The organism is Microbispora amethystogenes (genome assembly GCF_016863015.1).
Taxonomy (GTDB): Bacteria; Actinomycetota; Actinomycetes; order Streptosporangiales; family Streptosporangiaceae; genus Microbispora; species Microbispora amethystogenes.
Genome location: NZ_BOOB01000016.1, coordinates 141,359 through 164,594, shown reverse-complemented (window position 1 = coordinate 164,594; position 23,236 = coordinate 141,359). Strand labels below are relative to the sequence as shown.

The 23,236-nt window shown below is 74.1% G+C and carries 17 protein-coding genes; 6 read left to right on the top strand and 11 right to left on the bottom strand.

Annotation, left to right across the window (positions count from 1 at the left end; genetic code table 11):
- Nucleotides 1-7: 7 nt before the first annotated feature.
- The gene (locus Mam01_RS12275) at nt 8-1,108 is read right to left on the bottom strand and encodes an exonuclease SbcCD subunit D (RefSeq protein ID WP_204285477.1); all 1,101 of its coding nucleotides are present in this window, start codon (nt 1,106-1,108) and stop codon (nt 8-10) included.
- A gap of 124 nt (nt 1,109-1,232) precedes the next feature.
- Here Mam01_RS12275 and Mam01_RS12270 point away from each other — a divergent pair, with 124 nt between their 5' ends.
- Entirely contained in the window at nt 1,233-2,738 is a 1,506-nt protein-coding gene (locus Mam01_RS12270; RefSeq protein WP_204285476.1) for an alpha/beta hydrolase family protein, read from the top strand.
- Nucleotides 2,739-2,826: 88 nt separating this feature from the next.
- Nucleotides 2,827-4,344, top strand: a complete 1,518-nt coding sequence (locus Mam01_RS12265) for an LCP family protein (RefSeq protein ID WP_204285475.1) — start codon at nt 2,827-2,829, stop codon at nt 4,342-4,344.
- A 99-nt stretch (nt 4,345-4,443) separates the two neighbouring features.
- Here the strand turns inward: Mam01_RS12265 and soxR are convergent, their stop codons facing one another.
- Entirely contained in the window at nt 4,444-4,893 is a 450-nt protein-coding gene (soxR, locus tag Mam01_RS12260; protein ID WP_204285474.1) for a redox-sensitive transcriptional activator SoxR, read from the bottom strand.
- 99 nt (nt 4,894-4,992) lie between these two features.
- On the opposite strand from soxR, the gene Mam01_RS12255 reads away from it, so the two are divergent.
- Nucleotides 4,993-5,928 carry an NADP-dependent oxidoreductase gene (locus Mam01_RS12255; RefSeq protein WP_307819987.1) on the top strand — a complete coding sequence of 312 codons (936 nt, stop codon included), beginning with the start codon at nt 4,993-4,995 and terminating at the stop codon, nt 5,926-5,928.
- Between the two features lie 8 nt (nt 5,929-5,936).
- Nucleotides 5,937-6,800 (top strand): LLM class flavin-dependent oxidoreductase, encoded by an 864-nt coding sequence (locus Mam01_RS12250; protein WP_204285473.1) that lies wholly within the window; start codon nt 5,937-5,939, stop codon nt 6,798-6,800.
- Nucleotides 6,801-6,957: 157 nt separating this feature from the next.
- On the opposite strand, the gene Mam01_RS12245 is transcribed toward Mam01_RS12250, so the two are convergent.
- The 8 genes from Mam01_RS12245 to Mam01_RS12210 all read right to left on the bottom strand — a co-directional run bounded on the left by Mam01_RS12245 (nt 6,958) and on the right by Mam01_RS12210 (nt 18,432).
- Nucleotides 6,958-7,953 carry an enolase C-terminal domain-like protein gene (locus Mam01_RS12245; RefSeq protein WP_204285472.1) on the bottom strand — a complete coding sequence of 332 codons (996 nt, stop codon included), beginning with the start codon at nt 7,951-7,953 and terminating at the stop codon, nt 6,958-6,960.
- Nucleotides 7,954-8,050: 97 nt separating this feature from the next.
- Nucleotides 8,051-9,415: an MFS transporter gene (locus Mam01_RS12240; protein ID WP_239101244.1), complete on the bottom strand. Its 1,365-nt coding sequence runs from the start codon at nt 9,413-9,415 to the stop codon at nt 8,051-8,053.
- A 17-nt stretch (nt 9,416-9,432) separates the two neighbouring features.
- Nucleotides 9,433-10,593, bottom strand: coding sequence for a VWA domain-containing protein (locus tag Mam01_RS12235; RefSeq protein WP_204285470.1), 1,161 nt, complete (start codon nt 10,591-10,593; stop codon nt 9,433-9,435).
- On the bottom strand, nt 10,593-13,751 hold the full coding sequence (locus tag Mam01_RS36570) for a DUF5682 family protein (protein ID WP_239101243.1): 3,159 nt from the start codon (nt 13,749-13,751) through the stop codon (nt 10,593-10,595). Before Mam01_RS36570 ends, Mam01_RS12235 begins: the two co-directional genes overlap by 1 nt.
- Nucleotides 13,741-14,808 carry an ATP-binding protein gene (locus tag Mam01_RS12225; RefSeq protein ID WP_204285469.1) on the bottom strand — a complete coding sequence of 356 codons (1,068 nt, stop codon included), beginning with the start codon at nt 14,806-14,808 and terminating at the stop codon, nt 13,741-13,743. Before Mam01_RS12225 ends, Mam01_RS36570 begins: the two co-directional genes overlap by 11 nt.
- Nucleotides 14,805-16,157 carry a DUF5691 domain-containing protein gene (locus tag Mam01_RS12220; protein ID WP_204285468.1) on the bottom strand — a complete coding sequence of 451 codons (1,353 nt, stop codon included), beginning with the start codon at nt 16,155-16,157 and terminating at the stop codon, nt 14,805-14,807. The genes Mam01_RS12225 and Mam01_RS12220 overlap by 4 nt, the downstream gene beginning before the upstream one ends.
- Nucleotides 16,158-16,365: 208 nt before the next feature.
- Nucleotides 16,366-17,553: an SWIM zinc finger family protein gene (locus Mam01_RS12215; RefSeq protein ID WP_204285512.1), complete on the bottom strand. Its 1,188-nt coding sequence runs from the start codon at nt 17,551-17,553 to the stop codon at nt 16,366-16,368.
- Between the two features lie 150 nt (nt 17,554-17,703).
- On the bottom strand, nt 17,704-18,432 hold the full coding sequence (locus Mam01_RS12210; RefSeq protein ID WP_204285467.1) for a class I SAM-dependent methyltransferase: 729 nt from the start codon (nt 18,430-18,432) through the stop codon (nt 17,704-17,706).
- Between the two features lie 136 nt (nt 18,433-18,568).
- Here Mam01_RS12210 and Mam01_RS12205 point away from each other — a divergent pair, with 136 nt between their 5' ends.
- A complete protein-coding gene (locus tag Mam01_RS12205; protein WP_204285466.1) occupies nt 18,569-19,114 on the top strand; it encodes a DinB family protein in 546 nt (181 codons plus the stop codon).
- Between the two features lie 38 nt (nt 19,115-19,152).
- On the opposite strand, the gene Mam01_RS12200 is transcribed toward Mam01_RS12205, so the two are convergent.
- On the bottom strand, nt 19,153-20,043 hold the full coding sequence (locus tag Mam01_RS12200) for a fumarylacetoacetate hydrolase family protein (RefSeq protein WP_204285465.1): 891 nt from the start codon (nt 20,041-20,043) through the stop codon (nt 19,153-19,155).
- 33 nt (nt 20,044-20,076) lie between these two features.
- On the opposite strand from Mam01_RS12200, the gene Mam01_RS37325 reads away from it, so the two are divergent.
- Nucleotides 20,077-23,235: a helix-turn-helix transcriptional regulator gene (locus Mam01_RS37325; protein ID WP_275408960.1), complete on the top strand. Its 3,159-nt coding sequence runs from the start codon at nt 20,077-20,079 to the stop codon at nt 23,233-23,235.
- Nucleotide 23,236 lies beyond the last annotated feature (1 nt).

Genomic DNA, 23,236 nt, shown 5'->3' with positions numbered 1-23,236 from the left:
CGGCCGCTCACACGCTCTCCCTGATGCGGCACGCCTCGACCGCCTCCTCCAGCAGACGCCGTTCGTCGTCGTCGGCCTGCTCGCCGCGCACCGCCTCGACGAAGTCGAGCGCCACGTCGATCTCGGCCCTCCCGGCGATCCTCGGCGGGCTTGCGGGGCTCCCGGTCGCGCCGTCCGGTTCGAAGGCGAGCGCGAGCGTGTGCGGGAAGCGCCCGCGCAGGCGTTCCATCGCCTCGCGCGGGCGCACCGGGTCGGTCAGCGTCACCTGCAGCCAGTGGTCCTCGTGCCGGGCGAAGCGGGCGTCGGTCAGCAGGTCGTCGATGCGGCCCCGGACTCGCGCGACCGGGCGCGGCACCGGAGCCGGAACGAACTCCGTCCGCCCGCCGTCCAGGTCGGCGAGCCAGGAGCCCTTCAGGTGACCGGCCTCGGAGAAGGAGTAGGCGATCGGCGAGCCGCTGTAGCGGACCGTCTCGCTCATCACCTGACGCCCGTGCAGGTGGCCGAGGGCGACGTAGTCGGCGCCCTCGAAGGCGCTCAGCGGCACGTGGGAGACCCCGCCGACGCTGATGTCCCGCTCGCTGTCGCTCGCCTCCCCTCCGGTGACGAACGCGTGCGCGAGCACCACCCTGCGCGCGGCCGGGTGCGCGCGGACCCGGTCCATGGCGTACGAGAGCGCGGCGGTGTGACTGCGCTCGGCGAGCTCCCACGGTCCCCGGACGAGCTCGGGCTCCAGGTAGGGGATGCCGAAGAACGCGACGTCGCCGATCGTGACCGGCTCCCAGGCCCGGGCGGGGTCGGTGCGCAGGTGGACGCGCTCCATGAGATCGGCGCCGAAGCCCAGTCGTACGGCGGAGTCGTGGTTGCCGCTGATCAGCACGGTGTGCGCGCCCAGCGCCTTGAGCCTGGCGAGCGCCTCGTTGCACAGCGCGACCGCGTCCACGGGGGGCAGGGCGCGGTCGTAGACGTCGCCGGAGACCAGCACGACCTCCACCCGCTCCGCGCGCACGGTCTCGACGAGGTGGTCGACGAACGCGGCCTGCGCGCCGAGCAGGCTCTCCCGGTGGAAGGAGCGGCCGAGATGCCAGTCGGAGGTGTGCAGGACACGCATGTCGCAGGAAGCTAACAGGTCCCGCCGACAAACGACGCATCAATCGTCACATCCGTGCACCGCGCAGGAAGCGAGTAATGACTTAACCTGGGTTCGGGATACGAGATCGCATGGGGAGCGCCTCATGAACATCGGCCGGGGCACTCTCGGGGTGATCGCCGGTGTGCTGATGGTCGTGCTCGCCGTCATCGGCCACATGCTCTCCCCTCCGGCCTTCGACCCGCCGCCGCTTCCCGCCTCGCCCCAGTTCCGGGACATCCCCGCGCAGCCCGCCGCCGAGGTGCGGCCGATCGCCGGAGCGGGTTTCCGCGGCGGGCCCTTCCGCACGGAGAAACTGCTCGTGCCGGCGAGGAACGAGACGCTGCGGGCGACGATCAGGTCGCCGCTGTCCCCCGGACGCCACCCCGCGTTCGTGTTCGTGCAGGGGTCGGGCTCGGGCGACGGCGGGGAGTTCACCCAGCAGGCCGAGTGGCTCGCGCGGGCGGGCATCGTGACGCTCGCCTACGACAAGCGGACGGTCGGCTACTCCTTTCGCAGCCGCGACTTCGGGCTGCTCGCCGACGACGCCCTGCGCATGCTGCGGGTGCTGCGCCAGCGGCCCGACGTCGACCCGGCGCGCGCGGGCCTGTGGGGAGTGAGCGAGGGCGGCTGGGTCGTCCCGATCGCCGCCGCGCGCGACCCCCGGGCGGCGTTCGTGGTCCTCGTCTCCTCGCCGAACGTCTCGCCGCTGCGGCAGGTCGCCTGGGCGCTCAACGAGCAACTGCTGCGCCTGCACGCCCCGACCGGCGTACGCGACCTGCTGACGAGGGTCATGGGCGGCGTCGGCTTCGACTTCCTGCGCTACGACGGGGCGCCCGCCCTAGAGGGGATCACCCAGCCGGTGCTCGCGTTGTACGGCACCGACGACCCTTCCATCCCCTTCGTGGAGAGCACCCAGGCCCTCACCCGGGCGCTGCGGCAGGGCGGCGACGCCGACTACACCATCCGCTTCCTCGCCGGGGCCGACCACGCCATGCGGGTCAACGGCGGGACGTTCGCGGCCGGCTACCTGCCCACGCTCGCGAACTGGATCAGGGACCTGCCGCGTACGGCGAGACCCTCGGTGCCCATCGCGGGGGCGACGCCGGTGCAGCGCTTCGAGGCGGCCGACGTGCCGGCGGCGCCGTGGTGGGGAGACAGCACGATCCTGTGGCTGACGCTCTGCCTGGCCGCGGTGGGCTACGTCGCGGCGCCGGTGACCGAGATGGTCGTCCGCCTGCGCGGGCGCGATCTGCGGTTCCAGGCCAACGTCCAGCGGTGGCCGGCCATCCGGCGGCGGCTGCGCCTGATGGCCTGGATCGGGCTCGGCGAGCTCGCCGCGGTCATGGCGTTCATCACGCTGATCGTGCTGTTCTCGGTGAACCAGGCGGGCGCCTGGCCCGCCGTACAGGCCGGGTGGCTGGTCGTACGGCTGCTCGCCGTCGCGATGCTGGCGCAGACGGTGGCGACGTTCGCCGCGGTCGCCGCCGGCCAGCGGGACGGCTGGGAGCCGACGCCCTGGCAGAAGAGCGTGCTCGCGGGCGTGCTCGGCGGCACGGCCCTGCTGCTCCTGACCGCGGCCTACTACGGCCTTTTCGCCTTCCCCTGGTAGGGCCGCGCCCCGGTCAAGATTCGGCAAGGGCTGGTCCGGCTCGTGGCGGTCACGGGTTTTCCGCGGTCCGTGTCGCTTCAATTGAGCCGTGGTCACCCCTGGTCTGGCACGCCGGAAGGGCGCCGCGCAGGCGGCGCGTCGCGCCGGGCCGGCGCGCGGGGCCGTCGCGCTCATCGCCTGGGTGGCGCTGTCGGCGGTGCTGCCGGGCGCGGCGCACCTGCGCGCGGGCCGCCGCCGCGCGGGGCTGATCCTCCTCGGCGGCTACCTGACCACGGTCGTCTGCGTCGCGGGCGTCGCCGCCGGGGCCGACGCGGGCCTCGCCGGGCGGGCCCTCGGGTGGCTGAGCCAGATCTCCCTGGTCTTCGTGGCCTGCGCCGTCGCCTGGTTCTGGCTGGTCGTCCACTCGTACGTCGTCCTGCGCCCCGCGGCGCTGCCGCGCTCGGGACAGATCCTGACCGGGCTGGCCGCGGGCACGCTCGCGGTCGTCGTCGCGGTGCCGTTCGCGGTCGCCGCGCGGTACGTCGCCCTGTCCGAGCGGACGCTCGACGCGATCTTCACCGCGCCCGGCGGGGGCGGCCCGGCGGGCGCCGCCGGGGCGGGGCCGCAGGATCCGTGGGCGGGCCGGGACCGGGTCAACGTGCTGCTGCTCGGCGGCGACTGGGGCGCCGACCGGATCGGGATGCGCACCGACAGCATCAACGTCGCCAGCGTCGACGTCCGTACGGGCCGCGCCGTGCTGCTCGGCCTGCCCCGCAACCTGGAGCACGTGCGGTTCCCTCCGGGCAGCCCGATGGCCGTCCGGTTCCCCTTCGGGTTCCGTCTTCCGGAGTTTCGTCCCGGCTGGCGGGAGGACCTGCTGTTCTCGGTGTGGCAGTACGCCGACGACCACCCCGAACTGTTCGGCGGCCACCGGCACATGGGCGCCCAGGTCCTCAAGGAGACGGTCGGCTACATCCTCGGCCTGCGGATCGACTGGTACGCGCTGGTCAACATCTGGGGCCTGGCGAAGATGATCGACGCTCTCGGCGGGATCGTGCTCACCGTGGACCGCGACATCGTGTACGGCCGGTACGACGAGGGGGTGGTCAGGGCCGGGACCCGCCGCCTGAACGGCACCGAGGCGCTGTGGTACGCCCGGTCCCGCACGCTCAGCGACGACTTCGACCGGATGCACCGCCAGCGGTGCCTGCTCGGCGCGCTGCTCGGCCAGGCCGACCCGGCAACCGTGCTCACGCGGTTCACCCAGATCGCGGCGGCCACCCGCAGGATCCTCAGCACCGACGTGCCAAGGCCCATGCTGGAGCACCTGGTGCCGCTGGCCTGGAAGGTCAAGCACGCCGGGGTCACCAGCCTCCAGTTCGTGCCACCGCTGGTCAACACCGCCTATCCCGACTGGGACCGGATCCGGCTGCTCACGGCGAAGGCGATCCGCGACTCGCTGAACTCCCAGACCACCCCTCCGGCCACCCCCTCGACCGGTCCGGGGCGGCTCCGGCATCGGCACTCTCCGCCGTCGCCCTCCCCCGCGCCCGTGCCGCCGTCGCCGGGGACGCCGAGCCCGATCGAGGACGGCTGCGGCGCGCAGCCCACGGCGTCGACGCGCTGAGCCCCGCCTCCCCTCGTGCGGCCACCGGCGCGATCGACGCCTTTCCACAGAAACTCGCGATCGAGGACTTCGTGGAACCGACGTCCTGAGACATCACATCTAGGGGAGGCGTCTCGCGCCGGGGCCATCCCGTCCGAGCACGTCGTCCGGGTTGGAGTACGGGCAGGATCTCAGGGACAGGCAGCCGCAGCCGATGCAGTCCGAGAACCGGTCGCGGAGCACGATGAGTTCTTCGATCCGGCGAGTCAGATCGTCGTGCCACTGCCGTGAGATGCGGGCCCAGTCGCGCTTGGTGGGCACGCCCTGGTCGGGGAGCTGGTCGAGCGCTTCCTTGATGCGCTCCAGCGAGACTCCGACGCGTTGAGCCGCTCGGATGAACGCGATGGCGCGCAGGGTGTCGCGGCGGTACTCGCGTCTGCCCCCCGGAGTGCGGCGGCTGTAGATGAGACCGAGGCTCTCGTAGTAGTGCAGCGCCGAGACGGCGACGCCGGCACGGGCCGCGACCTGGCCGGGTTTGAGCCAGACCATGTCGGGTTCGACTTGGGGCATCCCGCACTCCGGATTGAGCGGATCACCGCGTTGACATCAAGTCCACTTGATGAAGTTCACTGTACATCAAGCGAACTTCGTCAACGCGAGGGGCAGAAGGTGACCAGAGGAATGCGCGCGGCTGCGATTGCCGAGTATGGCGGTCCGGAGGTGTTGCGGCTGATTGAGGTGGACGAGCCGCACGTGGGTGCCGGTCAGGTCCGCGTTCGTGTGAAGGCGGCCGGCGTGCAGCCGTTCGACGTGGCCGTCGTGGCGGGACAGATCCTGCGCGAAGAGGGTGACCGCGATCTGGCGACTCCGCGGATCCCCGGAAACGAGTTCGCCGGCGTCGTGGACGAGGCCGGTGGCGGCACGGCCGGGTTCGCGGTTGGCGACGAGGTGCTCGGGTTCGGCACGCTCAACGCCTATGGCGAATACATCGTCGTAGGCGCCGACCAGATCTGCAGGAAACCAGCGAATATGCCCTGGGTCGTCGCCGGTGGCTTCAGTGCCGCGGCGCAGACGGCGGACATCGCGTTGAAGGAGCTCCGTGTCGGCGCCGGCGACACCGTACTGATCCATGGCGCGGCCGGGGCGGTCGGGCATGTCGCGGTTCAGCTGTGCCGGATCTGGGGCGCGGACGTCGTCGGTGCCGCGCGCCCGGCGCACCACGACTTCCTTCGCTCGCTCGGTGCCGTGCCCGTCGGCTACGGTGCCGGGTTTCTCGATCGGGTATGCCAGGCCGCTCCTCGCGGTGTAGTCGATGCCTGTCTGGACGGTGTGGGCGGTGACACTCTCGACGACAGTCTGAAGTTGATCTCCGACAGGAGCCGAATACTCACCCTCGTGGAGCATGAGAAGGCGCCGCGGCTTGGGATTCGGGTCACCCCTCGGGCCAGGTCTGCGGAACGGCTGGCCGAGCTCGTCGCGCACTACGCCGAAGGGCGGCTGGCCTTCGACATCCTCGGGACGTATCCGCTGGCGGACGCCGCTGAGGCCCATCGTCGCTACCGGGCGGGGAACATTCGCGGCAAGCTCGTCCTGACCGTCGGCTAGGCGAACCCATGGGTGAAATGAAGGTCGGCGTCGTTCTGCCGTCCCTGGAGGTCCAAGCGCGCGACGGTATCGACCTCCGCGTCGCGGCGCGTCACGCGGAGGCCGCGGGCATGGACAGCGTGTGGCTCGGCGATCACCTGATGACGGGGCGCCCCTCGCTCGACATCGTCGCGGCGCTGGCCACCGCGGCCGCCGTCACCGACAGGATCTCGATCGGCGCGGGCGTCTTCGTCCCGGCGATCCGGCCGCTGGCCTGGGCCGCGAAACAGGTCGCGAGCCTCCAGCACCTGTCTGGCGGGCGGCTGATCCTCGGCGTCGGCTCCGGAGGTGATGCCAGGCAGTGGGCGGCGGCCGAGGTCGACTACGCCGAACGCGGGCCACGGACCGACCGTGCCCTGGATCTGCTGCCCGCGCTGCTCGCCGGTGAACGGGTACGGATCGGCGCACACAACGTCGAACTGTCGCCGGCGGTCACCAGACCGCCCATCTGGGTCGGCAACGCCTCCCCGATCGCCATCCGGCGCGCCGCACGGGCCGGTGACGGCTGGTTCCCGTCACTGATACCGCCCGCGCAGGTCGCCGCCGGTGCCGCCCGGCTCGCCGAACTGGCCGACTCACCCCGTGACATCGCCGTCGGAACCACGGGAGCGCTGGGCGACGGTGTAAGCGGCCGCGCCCGTATCGCCGCCGCCATCGCGAACGCGTACGGCATCGAAGCCGCCGGCCTTCCAATCGTCGGCAGCCCCGACGAGGCCGCGCACCGCCTGAACGAATTCCGAGCGGCAGGCGCCACCCACGTCGTCATGGGATTCGCCGACGGCCGCTGGCGTGACCAGTGCGACCTCCTCGCCCAGAGCAGACATCTCCTCTGACCGCCGCGATCAGAGCTCTATGCTCGTGGCGTCATCACGAAGGTCGATCCCATATGTCCACCTTCTACAGCGGCCCCCGGGCGCCCTTCGAGGCCACGTCCTGCACACAAACGCCGACGCGGGCGTCGACACGACCCTTCCGGCCTCCGCCGCGCTCTCAGACGTGGAACGACTCGCGGGCCATGCGGCGCACGCGGTCCTCGTCCACGGTGTGGCCGAGGCCCGGCTGGGTGAGCGGCACGGCGACGACCCCGCCGGACGCGCCGACCGGCGGAAGCACCACCTGAGCGCTGCGCGGCGGCTCCGCCACGTCGCTGGGCAGGGTGCAGCCGGGCAGGCTGGCGACGGCGACCGTCGCGGCCCGGGCCAGTCCCGCCCCGAGGCCGCCGGCGCAGACGATGTCCCACCCGGCCTCCGCCGCGTGGTCGTGCGCGCGCCGCGCGGTGCCGAGAGAGCCGAGTTTCGCCGGCCGCAGCAGCAGCGCCCGGCCCGCGCCGAGGCGCATCGCCTCGTCCAGCTCGGCCACGGAGGCCACCTCGACCGCGACTGCGGCCGACACCCGGTCCTGCAGGTCGGCGCTGGTCAGCAGGTCCTTGAAGGGGCGCTCGATGGCCACCACCCCGTAGGAGTCCAGCGCCTCCAGCTGGGAGATCTCGGTGTAGGCGCCGCGCCCGTCCACCGCGATGGCCAGGCCGGGGTAGGCGGCGCGCACGGCCCGCAGCGGCTCGACGTCCCAGCCGGGGTGGACGTCCAGCGTCACGTGCCCGTAGCCCGCGCAGACGTGCCGGTTCACCCGGGCGACCATGCTCTCCAGCGAGCGGTCCGCCGTCAGCCTGACCGTCGCGATCAGCGACGTGCGGGTGCCGCCGAGGGCGTGGGCGAGCGGAACGCCGTTCATGCGGCCCCACAGGTCCCAGCAGGCCATGTCACCGGCCGCGCCGCCCGGATTGTCCCCCAGCTCCGACGGGTGTTCCCAGTCGAGGCCGACGAGCGCGGGCAGGGCCCGCTCCAGCGGCCCGGCACCGGCCGGATCGACGGCCTCGCCCCAGCCGACCATGCCGCCGTAGTCCGTGATCTTCACCAGGACGGTCTCCGGACGCCTGCCGTACGGCAGGGTCATCCTGAAGACCTCCAGCTCCCGGACACGCGGCACTCGGATCTCCTCGTTTCTTTCCCTTGTCCCTGCCGGCGGCCGTTCCGGGGCTTCGCGCCCGGACGGCCGGGCTCCGCGGCGGGATTTCCGGGAGTCCCTAGACCTCCATGGTGCCCGGTTCACGGCGGTGCTCGAACCGGCCGCCCACGACCGCGGCCGTGACGGCCATGACGACCAGCAGGCCGAGGCACGTCACGTAGACCCACGACCTGCCCCCGTACGCCGCGAACAGGGCGCCGGTGACCGCGACGGCGACGACCGCGAAGACCGATTCACCGATGCTCAGCGAGGCGCTGTTGCGGCCCGCCTCCCCCGGCGCGGACAGCTCCAGCACCAGCACCGACAGCGTCGGGAAGACCATGCCGATGCCCAGGCCCGCCACCAGCCAGCCCGCGAACGCCACGACGACCGGCGTGGCGGGGACGACCACGAGGGTGGTGACGCAGATGCCGGCGGCGATCAGCGTCGCGCCGAGACGGATGGTCAGCGCCCGCGCGTGGGGCCTGCGCCCCTGGATCCACGAGCCGAGCGACCAGGCCAGGGCGCCCCCGGTGAGCGCGAGACCGGCCTCGGCCGTGTTCAGGTGCCGCTCCCGGACCAGCATCAGCGGGACGAACACCTCGGCGGCGAAGAACGACCCGGCGGCCAGGCCCCGTAGCGCGATCACCGTGGGCAGGCCCCGGGCGGCGCGCAGCGTGCCCCGGGGCAGCAGTCTCGGCAGCGCCAGCGCGAGGACCACCAGCCCGGCGCCCGCCAGCAGGACCCCCGCGCCCGCGGCGCCGCTGCCGTACTGCAGCAGGGCCGCGCCGACGGCGGCGCACACGCCCCAGGCGAACCGGGGCAGGAAGGCCCGGCCCATCGCCTCCCTCGGCTGCCCGGCAGGCTCGGGCAGGCCGCGCCACATCACCAGCGCGGCGGGGGCCGACAGCACCGCCACGCCCAGGAAGATCCAGCGCCAGCTCCAGGACTCCGCCACGAAGCCGGTGATCGCCGGGCCGACCACCGACGGCAGCACCCAGGCCGCGGCCAGCGCCGAGAACACCCTCGGGTGCATGGCGGAGGGGTAGGCCTGGGCGACGAGGACGTACAACGCCACGTTGAACAGGCCGCCGCCGAGTCCCTGGAGGAACCGGCCGGCGAGGAAGACCTCCATGGTGGGCGCGAACCCCGAGACGGCCAGCCCGGCGACGAACCCCCCGACCCCCGTCCACAGGGCGGGGAACGGCCCCCGCGCGTCGCTCCAGCGCCCGCCGACCACCGTGGCGATGACGTTGGCCGCCATGCCGCCGCTGAACGCGAGGCCGTAGAGGCGGTAGCCGTTCAGCTCCCGGCCGATCAGCGGCATCGCGGTGGCCACCGCCAGATACTCGAACGCCACGAGCATCACCAGGGCCACGATCCCCACACTCAGGGAGCGGTAACGCTGGCTGAAGACGGGTGGAGCGGACATTACCGAAGTCATGATACGGACCTTACAAATCATTGCCCGGGTCGCGTCATCCGGCATTGGTCGTAGGACCTGCGCTCGATGGCGGCCGCCATCAGCTCGGGGAAGGCGTCCGGAGTGCAGGCGAAGGCCGGCACTCCCATCGCGGCGAGGGCCGCCGCGTTCTCGTGGTCGTACTGCGGCGCCCCCTCGTCCGACAGCGCGAGCAACACGATCACCTGGACCCCGGCGGCGGTCATGGTGGCGATCCGGCGCAGCATCTCCTCCCTCGGCCCTCCCTCGAACAGGTCGCTGACCAGCAGGAGAATCGTGTCGGCCGGCCGGGTCACCAGGTTCTGGCAGTAGGCCACGGCCCGGTTGATGTCGGTGCCGCCGCCGAGCTGAGTGCCGAACAGCACCTCGACGGGGTCGCGCAGCTGGTCGGTGAGGTCCACCACGGACGTGTCGAAGGCCACGAGCGAGGTCCTGAGCGCGCGCATCGAGGCGAGCACCGCGGCGAAGACGCCCGCGTACACCACCGAGGCCGCCATCGAACCACTCTGGTCGACGGCCAGCACGACGTCCCGCCGGACACCCCGCTGCCCACGGGCGTATCCGACGAGCCGGGACGGCACGACGGTCCCCCGCTCGGGCAGGTAGTTGCCGAGGTTCGCCCGGATCGTACGGTCCCAGTCGACCTCGGCCGCCCTCCTGGGCCGATGGGTCCTCGCCGATCGGTCGAGCGCGCCGCTGACGGCCGCCAGGGTGCGACGCGTCAGCCGCGCCTCCAGCTCCCGTACGACCGTGCGGACGACGGCCCTGGCCGACTCGCGGGCCCGCTCCGGCATCAGCCGGTTCAGCGACAACAGGGTGCCCACGAGATGGACGTCGGGCTCGACCGCCTCCAGCATCTCGGGCTCCAGCAGCAGCCGGGTCAGGTCGAGCCGTTCGATGGCGTCCTTCTGCATGACCTGCACGACACCGGCGGGGAAGTGCTCCCTGATGTCTCCCAGCCAGCGGGCCACCCGCGGCGCGGACGCGCCGAGACCGGCGCCCCGCCGCTCCTGCTCGTCGTAGAGGGCCGAGAGCGCGGCGTCCATCCGGGCGTCGGCGCCCTCCAGCACCGTCTCCAGGCCCCCTTCCATGGCCCTCTCCGCCGCCGCGCCGCCCAGCGCCAGCCGCCAGCGGCGCAGCCGCTCCTCCTCGCCGCCCATCAGGCTCCCCCATCCCACTCACGCCCCGGTTCCTCACGCCCCGGTTCCTCACACTCCGGTTCCTCGCGCCGCAGGACTCGGCGCCCCGCGCTGTCAGGCCCCGGGACCCCCCTCCCCGGCACTTCACCTCCTGTGCCCTCGCGGCCCGAGACTTCGCGACGCGGAATCTCATGACCGGGAATCTCATGACCGGGAATCTCATGACCGGGAATCTCATGACCGGGAATCTCATGACCGGGAATCTCCTGGCCGGAGATTCCGTGGCCCAGGATCTCCCGCACCGTCCGGACGGCCGCCGCCGCCAGCCCGTCGTCGTAGTCCGCCCCGTCGCCACCAGGCACGGAGCCCGGCGCGGAGCCGGAGCGGACCCGCCTGCCGATCAGCCGCCGCTCCGGCGTGGGGAAGGCGCCGAACGTGCGCCGCAGCAGCGGCAGCACGTCCACGAACTCCTCGGGCGACAGGCCGGTGAGCCAGGCGTCCACGGTGGCGAGCAGGCGCGCGTCGTGGACGAGCAGCAGGCCGCCCCCGGACAGGAAGCCCTCCATCCAGGCCGCGGACCGGGCCGGGGGGTTGCCGGACGACATCGACCGCGCCATGCGGGCGGCCACGTCGTCCTCCAGCGCCCCGGCGTCGAACAGGATCCGCACGATCCGGCCGTCGAGCAACCCCGGCAGGTCGTCGCGCCGGGCGATCCCGGACAACGTCGTGAGCCACCGGCCCTCTCCCATCAGCCCGGCCGCGGCGTGGACGCCGTCCACCAGCGTGGCCATCTCGCGGGCCGCGTCCTCGTCCAGTCCCGACAGGGCGGGGGACAGCCCGGCGCAGATCCGCGCCAGCATCGACTCGGTGACGCCCGCGAGGCCCTCGGTGCCGCGTACGTCCCCGTACCGGCGGGTCCGCACGAGCGCGGGCAGCGCACCCATGAGGTGGCGCACCTCGCCGTCGACCGCCGCCCGGTCCTCGATCATCCCCAGCACGTGCGGCAGCGCGCCGGGGAGATGGGCCGGCAAGCAGCGCTCGACAAGCGCGGCCAGTTCGGGCAGGCCCGCGCCACCCGCGAGGTCGCGGACGCGGGCCGTCGCCGCCGCCTCGACCGTGATCCCCCAGACTGCGGCCTCGACGAGGGCCACGTCGAGCTCGGGGCGCCACTCCAGCGACCAGGTCTCCTTGAACGTCCCCTTGCCGCGTGCCCGTCGCGGGGTTCCCCACGGCACGTCCAGCAGGGTGAGCCGGTGCAGCAGCCGGCTGCGGCCGAGGTCGAGCGGTTTGCGCAGGTCGAGGTCATGCTCCCCGGTCAGGGCCTCCGGCTTCATGCGCAGCCGCCGCTGCTCGTCGCGCAGGTCCCGCCGCAGCGGCACCATCGGCGTGGAGTCCGGCACCCGGCCGAGCCGCTCCCCCACGACCATGCGCCGCTGGACCAGCTCGACCGGCAGCTCGTCGCCGCCGCACAGCACCGCCCTGACCGCCTCGGTGACCTCCGACAGCCCGGCGAGCGGCCTGCCGCGCAGCGCGGCCAGCCCCTCGGCGAGCCGTACGGCCTCGATGACGTGCGCGGACGAGACGGGCAGGTCCTCCTCGCGCAGGATCGCCGCCGCGCGGGCGAGCCAGCGCTCCACCGGCCGGTCGGGCGCCGTGAACAGGTGCTCGTACCACCCGGGCGCGGCGACGCCCGCGCCGTAGCCGGCGCCCGCCGCGAGCCGTCCATGGGTCCACGGCACCCACGTCATCTCCACCCTGACCCTGGGCAGGCCGCGCAGCAGCCGCTCGTCCTCCGCCGCCGAGGGCGGGCTGCCGGGCCCGTCTGTCGCGGCCGGCGGAGCCGACCCGCCGGCGCGACGCCCCGGCAGGCCCTGCCCGGATGGTGCCGGCCCTGATGGCAATCCAAGCGGCGCCGATCCGGGCGGTGTCGATCCGGGCGGTGTCGATCCGGGCAGGGCCGAACCGGGCACAGCCGGCCCGGGTGGCGGTCCAAGCGGCGTCGATTCGGACAGGCCCGATCCGGGCAGGTCCGATTTGGGCAGGTCCGATCCGGGCACAGCCGAACCAGGCACAGCCGAACCAGGCACAGCCGAACTAGGCAGGGCTGAATCGGGCAGGGCTGAATGGGGCGGTGTCAGCTCAGGCAGGGTCAGCGCGGGCAGGTGCCAGGCCCCGCAGACCACCGCGATGCGGGTGAAACCCTCCCGCGCCGCCTTCCGCAGCGTCCTGCGCATATATGCCTCACGCCGGGCCTCCGTGCCCTCCGCGACGTGCCCGTCGCGTACGGCCCGCATCGCCTCGGCGACGACGTCGAGCGTCCCGGCCTCACCCCGGTGCTCGACCAGGTCCTCCCACCACCGTTCCGGGTCGTCGTACCCCGCCGCTCGGGCCAGCTCACCGATGGGGTCGCGGCGCACGGGGTCGGCGTCGAGCGCGAGGCCGCAGCCGGCTGGCAGGTCGCAGAACCGCACCTCGGCGCCCGCCCCGGTGGCGTAGAGGATGGCCTGCCACTCGGGTGAGAACTCCGCGAACGGCCAGAAGGCGGCCCGCGACGGCTGCCCCGGCATGTACGCCAGGAGCGCGACCGGCGGTCGCATGCCGGGGTCGGCGGCGAGCGCCACCAGGCCGTCGGCCTCGGGCGGGCCCTCGACCAGCACGAGATCGGGCCGGATCCTGGTCAGCTCGTCCCGCACCGCCCTGGCCGATCCCGGCCCATGGTGCCGCACCCCGAGTACCCACGCCCGCGCCCGGACCGCGCTCCTGTCCTCGCCCCGGCTGTCGCTCGCGCCCGCGCTCGTGTCCTCGCGCCTGCCCTCGGCCCTGCTCCCGGTCGTGCCCACGCCGGTGTCCTCGCCCCGGCTGTCACCCGCGCCCGCGCTCGTGTCCTCGCCCCGGCCCTCGCCCCAGCTCTCATCCGCGCCCACGCCTATGCCCCTGAACCGGCCCTCGCCAGTGCCAATGCCGGTGTCCTCAGCCCAGCCCTCGCCCCGGCTCTCGCCAGTGCCCACGCCGGTGCCCTCGCCCCGGCTGTCACCCGCGCCCGCGCTCGTGTCCTCGCGCCTGCCCTCGGCCCTGCTCCCGGCCGTTCCCACGCAGGTGTCCTCGGCGCGGTTCCCCCTTGGGGCCTTGCTCGGGGCCGGGTGCGGGCCGGGCGAGGCGGCGGCGGTCTCAGCCGGCATCGCGGCAGGCCCGGTAGAAGTCGCGCCAGTCGTCGCGGTCGCGGACGACGGTCTCCAGGTATTCCTGCCACACCACGCGGTCGGACACCGGGTCCTGGACCACGGCTCCCAGGATTCCGCCCGCGACGTCGGCCGGGCGCAGCACGCCGTCGCCGAAGTGGGCGGCGAGCACGATCCCGCCGGTGACCACCGAGATGGCCTCCGCCGTGCTGAGCGTGCCGGTGGGTGACTTGACCTTGGTCCGCCCGTCGGCGGTCACGCCCGCGCGCAGTTCGCGGAACACCGTCACCACCCGGCGGATCTCCGCCAGCCCGGTGACGGTCTCCGGCAGCTCCAGGGAGCGGCCGAGCTGCGCCACCCGCCGGGCCACGATGTCGACCTCCTCCTCCAGGCTGGCCGGGACCGGCAGCACGACTGTGTTGAACCGCCTGCGCAGCGCGCTCGACAGGTCGTTGACGCCGCGGTCGCGGTCGTTGGCGGTGGCGATGACGTTGAAGCCCTTGGCCGCCTGCACCTCCTCCCCCAGCTCCGGGATCGGCAGCGTCTTCTCCGAAAGCACGGTGATCAGCGCGTCCTGCACGTCGGACGGCATGCGGGTGAGCTCCTCGACCCGGGCCAGCCGTCCCTCCGCCATCGCGCGCATGACCGGGCTCGGCGTCAGCGCCTGGCGGGAGGGGCCTTCCGACAGCAGCCGCGCGTAGTTCCACCCGTAGCGGACCGCCTCCTCCGCCGTGCCGGCCGTGCCCTGCACGAGCAGGGTCGAGTCGCCGCAGATCGCCGCGGCGAGGTGCTCCGACAGCCAGGTCTTGGCCGTGCCCGGCACGCCGAGCAGCAACAGCGCCCGGTCGGTGGCGAGCGTCGCCACCGCGACCTCGACGATCCTGCGCGGGCCGACGTACTTCGGCGTGATCTGGCCGCCGTCTCCCAGCACGTAGGTCGTCACCGCCCAGGGCGAAAGCCGCCAGCCCGGCGGGCGCGGCCGGTCGTCGGTCTTCACGAGGATCGCCAGCTCGTCGGCGAACTGGTCCTCCGCGTGCGGGCGCAGAACGGTGGTCACGAAAGCTCCTTCAGCATGTCGAAGCGGAACCCCAGGGTCGCGGCGAGCTCGGGCACCTCCGCCGCGTGGGCGTACGCCGCGGGGTCGAACCGCTCGCCCGCGAGCCGGATCAGCTCTCCGGCGTTCCACGGCTGGGTCCGCGTGGTCTCCACGATCTTCTTGAGCACGGCCCGCGCGAGCTGGGACCCCCACGGCCGCGGCACCCCGCCCAGCATCATGACCAGCTGGCCGTCCACCGGATGGCCCGCCACCAGCTCGGCAGCCCGGCGGGACCGCTCCTCGGGCGGGAGCACGGCCAGCAGGTCGGTCAGCGGCTCGGCCTCGAACAGGGCACGCGCCCACGTCGTGTCCCGCTGCAGGATGGCGGCCCGGGTCCAACCCATGCGCACCTCCCGCTCCCAGTCGCCGATCCTCGTCCGGGCGATCTCGTCCGGCGGCATGCCGAGATGGCCCGGCCAGAACGACAGCGGAGTGTGCGCCACCACCTGCTGCAGCCACCAGCCCCGCGTCTCCATGCCGGCGGGCGGCCGGGCCCTGACGCCGTCGCGCTCCATCGCGCCGTCGCAGTCCGCCGGCGGCTCCGCCCGGAGCCCGGGACCGTTCCCGGTCACGAAGCGGGACGCCCGTGCGGTCATCCGGTGGGCCAGCCGCGACCCTGGCAGGCGGGTGAGGAGGTCGGCGGCGGCCTGCCGCACCTCGCGGCGCCGGTCGTCGAGCGCCGCCTCCAGGAACGGCTCGTCGGCCATGTCGAGGCCGTCGGCGAGGATCGCCACGAAGGCGGCCCGGTCCTCCGGCGTCTCCGCGCTCCAGCCGCGTTCCAGCAGTTCCCGCGCGGCCGCCGGGTCACGCCGGCGCACGGCGGCCAGGAAGGCGCGCCTGTCTCCGCTCGTGCCGAGCTCCCACACCTCGTCCGGCGGCACGTGCGCCGGTTCCGCGAGGAGGTAGGCCCAGGTGGAGTTGAGACCGGCGAGCCAGCGGCCCCGGGCCCCGGTGACCGCCCCCAGGTGCGCGCGGATCGACCGGTCTCGCGCTCCGAGGTCGAGCAGCCCGGGGATCGTGGCGGCCGGCACCCGCAGCCGCCGCGCGGCCGCCGTCTCCAGCCACTCGGTCAGCAGCCTGCTCTGCTCACCGGCGAGCATCCGGGCCAGCCGGTCCGCGGCGGCGCGGGGCACGGGCGGCAGCGTCTCCGCCGCGGCGGGGGCCGGCCGCGTGCCCCTCCCCGGCCTTCGCCCCGCGCGCATCCGGACCACCTGCTCGGCCGCCCGCTCCAGCAGGCTCTCGGGCGGGACGGCGCGGCGGCCGGCGCCCACCAGCGCGGTGGACACCAGTTCCTCCCATGGTCCGGTCATCGGACGGCCCTTCTCGCCAGCGGAACCGCACGGGCCCGTCCACCGGATACCGCCACCACCGATGGGCGTACGCCGAGGCCGGTCGCCCCGCTCCGGAAGCGGAGCGAGCTGCCGGGAGAAGCGGCCGGACGGCCCTGCCGCCGGGCAGGCGTCGCGATCCTCAAGGTGGGCGCTGCCAGCGAAGGCGCGGCCACGATCGGAACCGGCGTCATAGGCGCACCACCTCGCCCTCCTCGTCCCAGACCGTCAGTGGGAGCAGCCCGCGTGGCGTCCACTCGGCGGCGACCGTCACCGGCCGCCCTCCGGAGACGGCCAGCAGCCGCCACGGGACCCCCGCGGCAGGGTGCAGCGGCAGGTGTAGCGGCAGCGCGTCCCACTCACCGCGGGGCCCCTCGTCGCCAGGCCCCTCACCTCCGGGCCCCTCGCTGTCGGCTCCCGGACCCGCGGTCCTCAAACCGTCGGCCCCCGCATCGCCGCCCCCCTCCGTCTCGGCCCCTGCACCGTCGGCTCCCGTACCCTCGGCCGTCAGAACGTCGGCCCCCGCGCCGTCGGCGAGGCCGTCCGGGCAGGGGACGACCCCGGCGAGCACCAGAGGCCAGGAGTCGGCCCAGGGATCGGCCGCGAGCACCTCCGCGATCAGCGCGGGCACCCGGGAGATCTCCGTCCCCGGTGGCGGGCCCGCCTCGACGTCACCGTGCCGCACGGCCACGAGGGCGCGCAGCGGCGACGCGCCCGGATAGAAGGCGAGGTCGGCGTCGATCGTCGTGCCCGGCGGCGGGAACGACTCCCGCGGCTGCCCGACCGGCGAGAACGACAGCACCATCGCCGCGCGGCCGGTCGCACGGCCCGCCAGCCAGACGCGCCGGGCGACCAGCCGCTCCTGCTCCTCGTCCCGGCAGCCGACGACGTCCCAGAGGTCCCGCACCACCGGGCCGGCCAGCACCGACTCCCTCGTGACGGGGAAGCCGACCCGGGTCCGTACGGTCTGCCGCAGCGGCCCGGGCAGCGCGCCGGCGCGGCGGTGGGCGACGGCGAGCAGATGCAGCAGCGCGTACTCCCCCAGGAGGAGACCCGGCCAGTCCTCGGCTCCGAGCACCCGGGGCAGCCGGGTGACCATGCCCGCCACGCCCGGCGCCTGCGCGTCGACCAGCCGTCTGGCGAGGTCGTCCCAGCCGGCCGGGCCCGTCTGGCGCGCCTGCGCGATCCCCTGCCCGATCTGATCGGCCAGCCACCGCTCCAGCTCCGACAGTCCCGCGGCGACCCTGCCCTCCCGCTGCTCGGCCTGCCCGCGCCTGACCGCCGCCCGCCCCCCGGCCTCCTCTGCGGAACTGTCACCGGCGACGGCGGGGGCAGAGGGCGCCTCGATGGCCTGGTCCCGGCTCCGTCCTTGCGTCACGCGCCGCAGACTAGCCAGCGCCGCCGACAAAAACGTCCGCGTCGCGGGATGGGCGTCGGGCCCCGGCCCGGCACGCCACGAACGGCACCGGACCTCCTGTTCCGGCGCCGGAGGGGAACAGAGGCCCCGGCGCGGTCTGTCCCGATGGCCTCAGGGCGTGCGCCGCGCGAGGAACACGAACTCGCGGCCCGGACGGTCGGGGGCCTCCCGCACGTCCCACACCCGGTAGCCGTTGCCGAGCAGGCTCGTCTCCACTTCATCGCGGTCCCGAAACCGCAGTGTGGAGTCGGAGGTGACGACCGTGCCGTCCGTAAGAAATTCGAAGGTGTAGCGGAAGGAGACCAGCGGCAGGGTGACCGCGGTCACCTCCTGACGGCGCCGCACCGGTCCGATCCCCCCGATCTCCAGGGTGACCGGAGCGGTGTCAGCGGCCCACTCCTCCCAGGCCCGGAATCCTGGACGCCTCGTCTCGAACACGAGGTGACCACCCGGGCGGAGCGCGGACCGGATCCCCTGGAGGGTCCGCGTCCAGTCGTCGTCGGTGAGGAAGACCTGCGCCACGTTTCCCGTCATCACCGCGAGGTCGAAGCCGAGAGCGGGCACCGCCGTGGCGTCGCCGTGGACCCAGGTGGCTCTTCCGGCCGGGTCCTTCGATCTCGCCACCTCAAGCGACGCCTCGGCCGGATCGACCCCGGTGACCGTACGGCCGCTGTCCGCGAGCAGGACCGCCAGGCACCCCGTGCCGCATCCGATGTCGAGCACACGCTCCGCGCCCAGCTCACCGGCGATGCCGAGGTAGGCCGTCAGATCGTCGCGGGGGCCGTCGAAGGCGTCGTAGACGGCCGCGAGGCGCGGATGAGCGAAGATCGCGTCAGGCACGCTACGACCATAACCGCGGACGCCCCGACTCGGCGTCCGCCGTCTCTCGGCGGGGCCTGGAACGGCTCGGGCGAGGCCGAACGCCGCTCCGGCCGCGGTTCCGGGAACTGTCGGTGCCGTCTGGCAGGGTCGAGGCGTGAACGAGATTCCCGAGGCGAACTACTCGAAGAAGTGGGACGGCGACTCCCGCTCCGCTCCTGTCCTCGTCGGCGACGAGCGAGAGATCCTCACGGCCTCCCTGGACTGGCACCGCGAGACGTTCGCGCTCAAGTGCTCCGGCGTGCCGAAGGAACGACTGTCCGACAAGGGAGTGCCGCCGTCCGTGCTGAGCCTCCACGGCATCCTCCGGCACCTCGCCGGCGTCGAGCGGTGGTGGTTCCGCATCCAGTTCGCCGGTGAGGACGTCCCGCTCCTCTACTACTCCGACGACGACCCCGACCAGGACTTCGAGGACCTGGGCGGGGACGCCGACGAGGCGTTCGCCGTGTGGCGCGCGGAGTGCGAGCGCTCCCGCGAGATCGTGGCCGCGGCCCGGTCGCTGGACGAGACCGGCGTCCAGCGCGCCACCGGCCGGCCCATCTCGCTGCGCCGCATCATGGTCGACATGATCGCCGAGTACGCGCGCCACAACGGGCACGCCGACCTGCTCCGCGAGCGGATCGACGGCGCCACGGGCCACTGACGCTCCGCGCGGTCACGGGCGGGCCGGGCCGGGAAAGGTCACCGGCCGGGCGGCTCCCGCCACAGGTCGATGCCGTCCACCGCGCTCACAGGGGTGACCAGACGGCCGAGGCCGTCGATCTCGATGGTCACCTCGTCGCCTGGCGTCAGCGTGAAGTCCGACTCCGGCACGAGGCAGGTGCCGGTCGTCAGGATCACCCCGTACGGATAGCGGTCGGCGCGCAGGAGGTGCTCGACGAGGTCGTCGATCCGCCGGTGGAGCCGGCGGGTGCTCGCCGAGCCCGCCCAGATCTCGCGGGAGCCGCGCGAGATGCCGAGCCGGATGCCGAGGTCGTAGGGGTCGGGAACCTCCCAGGCGGGACGGATCCCCGGGCCCAGCGCGGTGGCGCCGAGATACATCTTGGCCTGCGGAAGATACAGCGGGTTCTCGCCCTCGATGGAGCGGGAGCTCACGTCGTCGCAGACGGTGTATCCCGCGATCTCCCCGTTGGCGCAGACCACCACGGCCAGTTCCGGCTCCGGCACGTCCCAGGACGAGTCGGGCCGTACGGCGATCGTCTGCCCGTGTCCACGGACGCGCCAGCCGAGCGACTTGAAGAACAACTCGGGGCGGGGGGCGTCGTACACCCGCTCGTAGATGTCGGGCTCGTGGCTCTCCTCCTTGCGCGCCTCCCGCGATCTCCGGTAGGTGACGCCCGCGGCCCAGACCTCCGTCCACCGGTCCACGGGCGCGGCGAGTGAGGCCAGCGTCACGGCCGGGCCGGTCGCCGCCGCGAGGGAGCGGCGGAAGTGGTCGAGGCCGGACGAGAGCGCCTCCCCGAGCGAGAAGTCCTCCGGCAGCGGCCGGTCGCCGTCCTCGTCACGGACGGCCCAGCGTGCGGGCCCCGGGCCTCCGGTGTCGTCGGGGAGGTGGCCACGTACGAGTCGCATCAATGTGTGCCTTCACGGGTCGATGGGGTTCCGGTGACGCGGGTGCCGCGGCCCCGCGTGTACGACAGCGTGTACGAACCGGGCCGCGAGAGGAAGGGTTCCCGTCGCCGGGTGGGGGCCGACGGCGTCGTCACGGTTCTGTCGGAGCCGCGTGTCATACTCGCGAACGTGGTCACGCGTACGCCGCAAAGGGTGCTGATCGGGCGTTCCTCCGAGCTCGATCGGCTTGTGGGCGTGCTCGACGGCGCCGCGGCCGGGCTCGCCGGAGTCGGCCTGGTGGGCGGCGACGCGGGGATCGGCAAGACGCGGATCGTGACCGAGCTGTGCGATCTCGCGCAGCGGCGGGGGTTCGTGACGCTGGCCGGGCAGTGCGCCGAGCTCGGCGACGCGTTGCCGTACCTCCCGCTGGCCGACGCGCTGCGCACCGCCGCCATCGAGCCCGGGGGGCCGGTCGGCCCCGCCGTCGCCGCCCGGCCCGCCCTGCGGCGGCTGCTGCCCGGCGACGACGCGGGCCCCGCCGAGGAGACGGCCACCGGCGGGCTCGCCCAGCAGCGTCTGTTCGGGTCGGTCCTCGACATGCTGTCGGAGGTGGCGGGGCGCCATCCGGTGCTGTTCGTCTTCGAGGACCTGCACTGGGCCGACCGCTCGACGCGCGACCTGCTCGTCTTCCTCACCCGGATGCTGCAGCGGGAGCGGGTGTGCCTCGTCGGCACCTACCGCACCGACGACCTGCACCGCCGCCACCCGCTCCGCCCGGTCCTGGCCGAGCTGCGGCGCCTGCCGCTGGTCACCGCCGTCGAACTGCCGCCGCTGGGCGACGACGACATGGCGGCCTACCTCGCCAGCCTCGACCGGCACGGTGACGGCCCGGCGGGGCCGCAGCGGGAACGCGGCTTCGGCGCCCTGATCGAGCGGGCCGGGGGCAACCCGTTCTTCGCCGAGGAGCTGCTGGCCGCCAGCACCGACCACAGCCGGCTGCCGGGGACCCTCGCCGACCTGATGCTCGCGCGGGTGGAGGCCCTCTCGGACACGGCCCGTCAGGTGCTGCGGATCTCCGCGGTGGCCGGACGGCGGGTCGGCCACGACCTGCTGCGCGATGCCGCCGGGCTCGGGGACCTCCCGCTGGAGGACGCGCTGCGTGAGATCGTCTCGCGGCGGCTGCTCACCGCGGGCAGCGACGGATACGCCTTCCGGCACGCGCTCCTCCAGGAGGCGGTGTACGACGACCTGCTGCCGGGCGAGCGGACCCGCCTGCACGCCACCTTCGCCGCGCTGCTCGCGGAGCGCGGCGGCTCACCCGCCGAACTGGCCCACCATCACCTCGCCGCGCACGACACGCCGGCCGCGCTACGGGCGTCGGTGGAGGCCGGGCGGATGGCCTCCCGCCTGGGCGCTCCGGCGGAGGCGCACCGACACCTCGAGCGGGCGCTGGAGCTGTGGGACCAGGTGCCGGACTCCGGGCGCCCCGCCGGGGAGAGCCGGCCGCGGATCGCGCTGGCGAGCGCCGCCGCGGCGGCGGCCGCCGGTGACTCCCACAGGGCCGCGGGTCAGTTGCGGCGGCTGCGCCGGGAGGCGGACGACCCCGTCCTGGTCGCCGAGATCGGCGAGCGGCTCGCCTACTACCTGGCCGACGCGGACGACGACCGGGACGACGCGACCGCGTCGGCCCGGGAGGCGGTGGACCTCGCGCCGCGCAGCCCTCTGCTGGCCAGAGCCCTGGCCACGTACGCGCGCACGCTGTGGTGGAACTACCGGGTCGAGGAGGCGACCGCGACGGCGGCCAGGGCGCTGGAGGTCGCGCAGGCGACCGGCGCCCGCGACGCCGAGGCCAGCGCCCTGGTCGTGCTGGCGCTGTCGGAGGAGTCCTCCGACGTCGAACGCGCCGTCGACCTGCTCACGCGCGCCACCCGCCGCCCCTCGGGCGACCTGTCCATCGACCTGCGTGCACGGTTCAACCATGCGCGCATCCACTATGAGCACGGCCATCTCGCGGACGCCGCCCGCATCGCCGAGTCGGGCGTACGGCTGGCCGCCGAGACCGGGCTGACCTGGAGCGCCTTCGGCACCGACCTGCGGTTCCTCCACTACCTCATCCACTACGCGGACGGCGACTGGGACGCGGCCGAGCGGCTGGCCGGCGCGTTCGGCGTGCGGGTCGGCACCCGGGCGGAGGCCCAGCTCTCGTCGTTCGCCCTCTTCGTGGAGGTGGGCCGGGGACGCGCGGGAGCCGACGAGAGGTTGCGGTGGCTGTCCCGGTTCTGGCCCGACGACCTGGTGAGCTACATGGCGCGCGGGATGGCCGCCGAGCACGCCCTGTGGCACGGCGACCCGAAGGCGGCGCTCGAACACGTCGACGCGATCCTCGCGACGCTCGAACCGTTCGACCCCGGCCTGATCCGGATCGCGGCGACCGGTCTGCAGGCGCTCGCCGACCTCGGCCAGACCGGCGAGCGCTGCGACGACCTGCTGCGACGGGCCAGGCACGCCGCGGCGAACGGGCCCAACGGCCCGCGGGCGCGCCTCGGCCCGGAGGGTCTCGCCTGGCTGGCCCGGGCGGAGGCCGAGTGGCACCGCGCGCACGGCACTGCAGGCCCGGAGGTGTGGCGGCGCGCGACCGAGGCCTTCGGCTTCGGCTTCGTCTACGAGGAGGCACGGTCGCGCCGCCGGCTGGCCGAGAGCCTGCTGCGGACGGGTGACCGCGCGGCGGCCCACGCCGAGTGGGAGCGCGCGGTGACCGTCGCCGCCGCGCTGAAAGCCGGGCCCCTCCTGGCCGCCCTGCGAGAGTCCGGGGCGCGCGCCGGGTTCCGGGACCCGACGGCGGCGGCCCCCGCGCCGGACGCTCCCACCGGTGGAAGCACGGCGGACGGTGACACCACGACAGGCGGCGCGTCCGGGCGGCCCGGCGGCGCGTCCGCACAGGCCGGCGGGCCCGCGGCGGGCCGGGAGCCGGGGCCGGGCCGGGAGCCCGGGCGGCTCGCCGCGCTCACCGCGCGCGAGCGGGAGGTGCTGGCCCACGTCGCGGACGGCCTGCCCAACCGTGAGATCGGCGAGCGGCTGTTCATCTCCCAGAAGACGGTCAGCGTGCACGTCTCGAACATCCTCGCCAAGCTCGGCGTCTCCAGCCGCACCCAGGCCGCCGCGGTCGCCCTCCACGAAGGCCTGGCGGGCACCGGAGACGGAAATACTGTGTAAT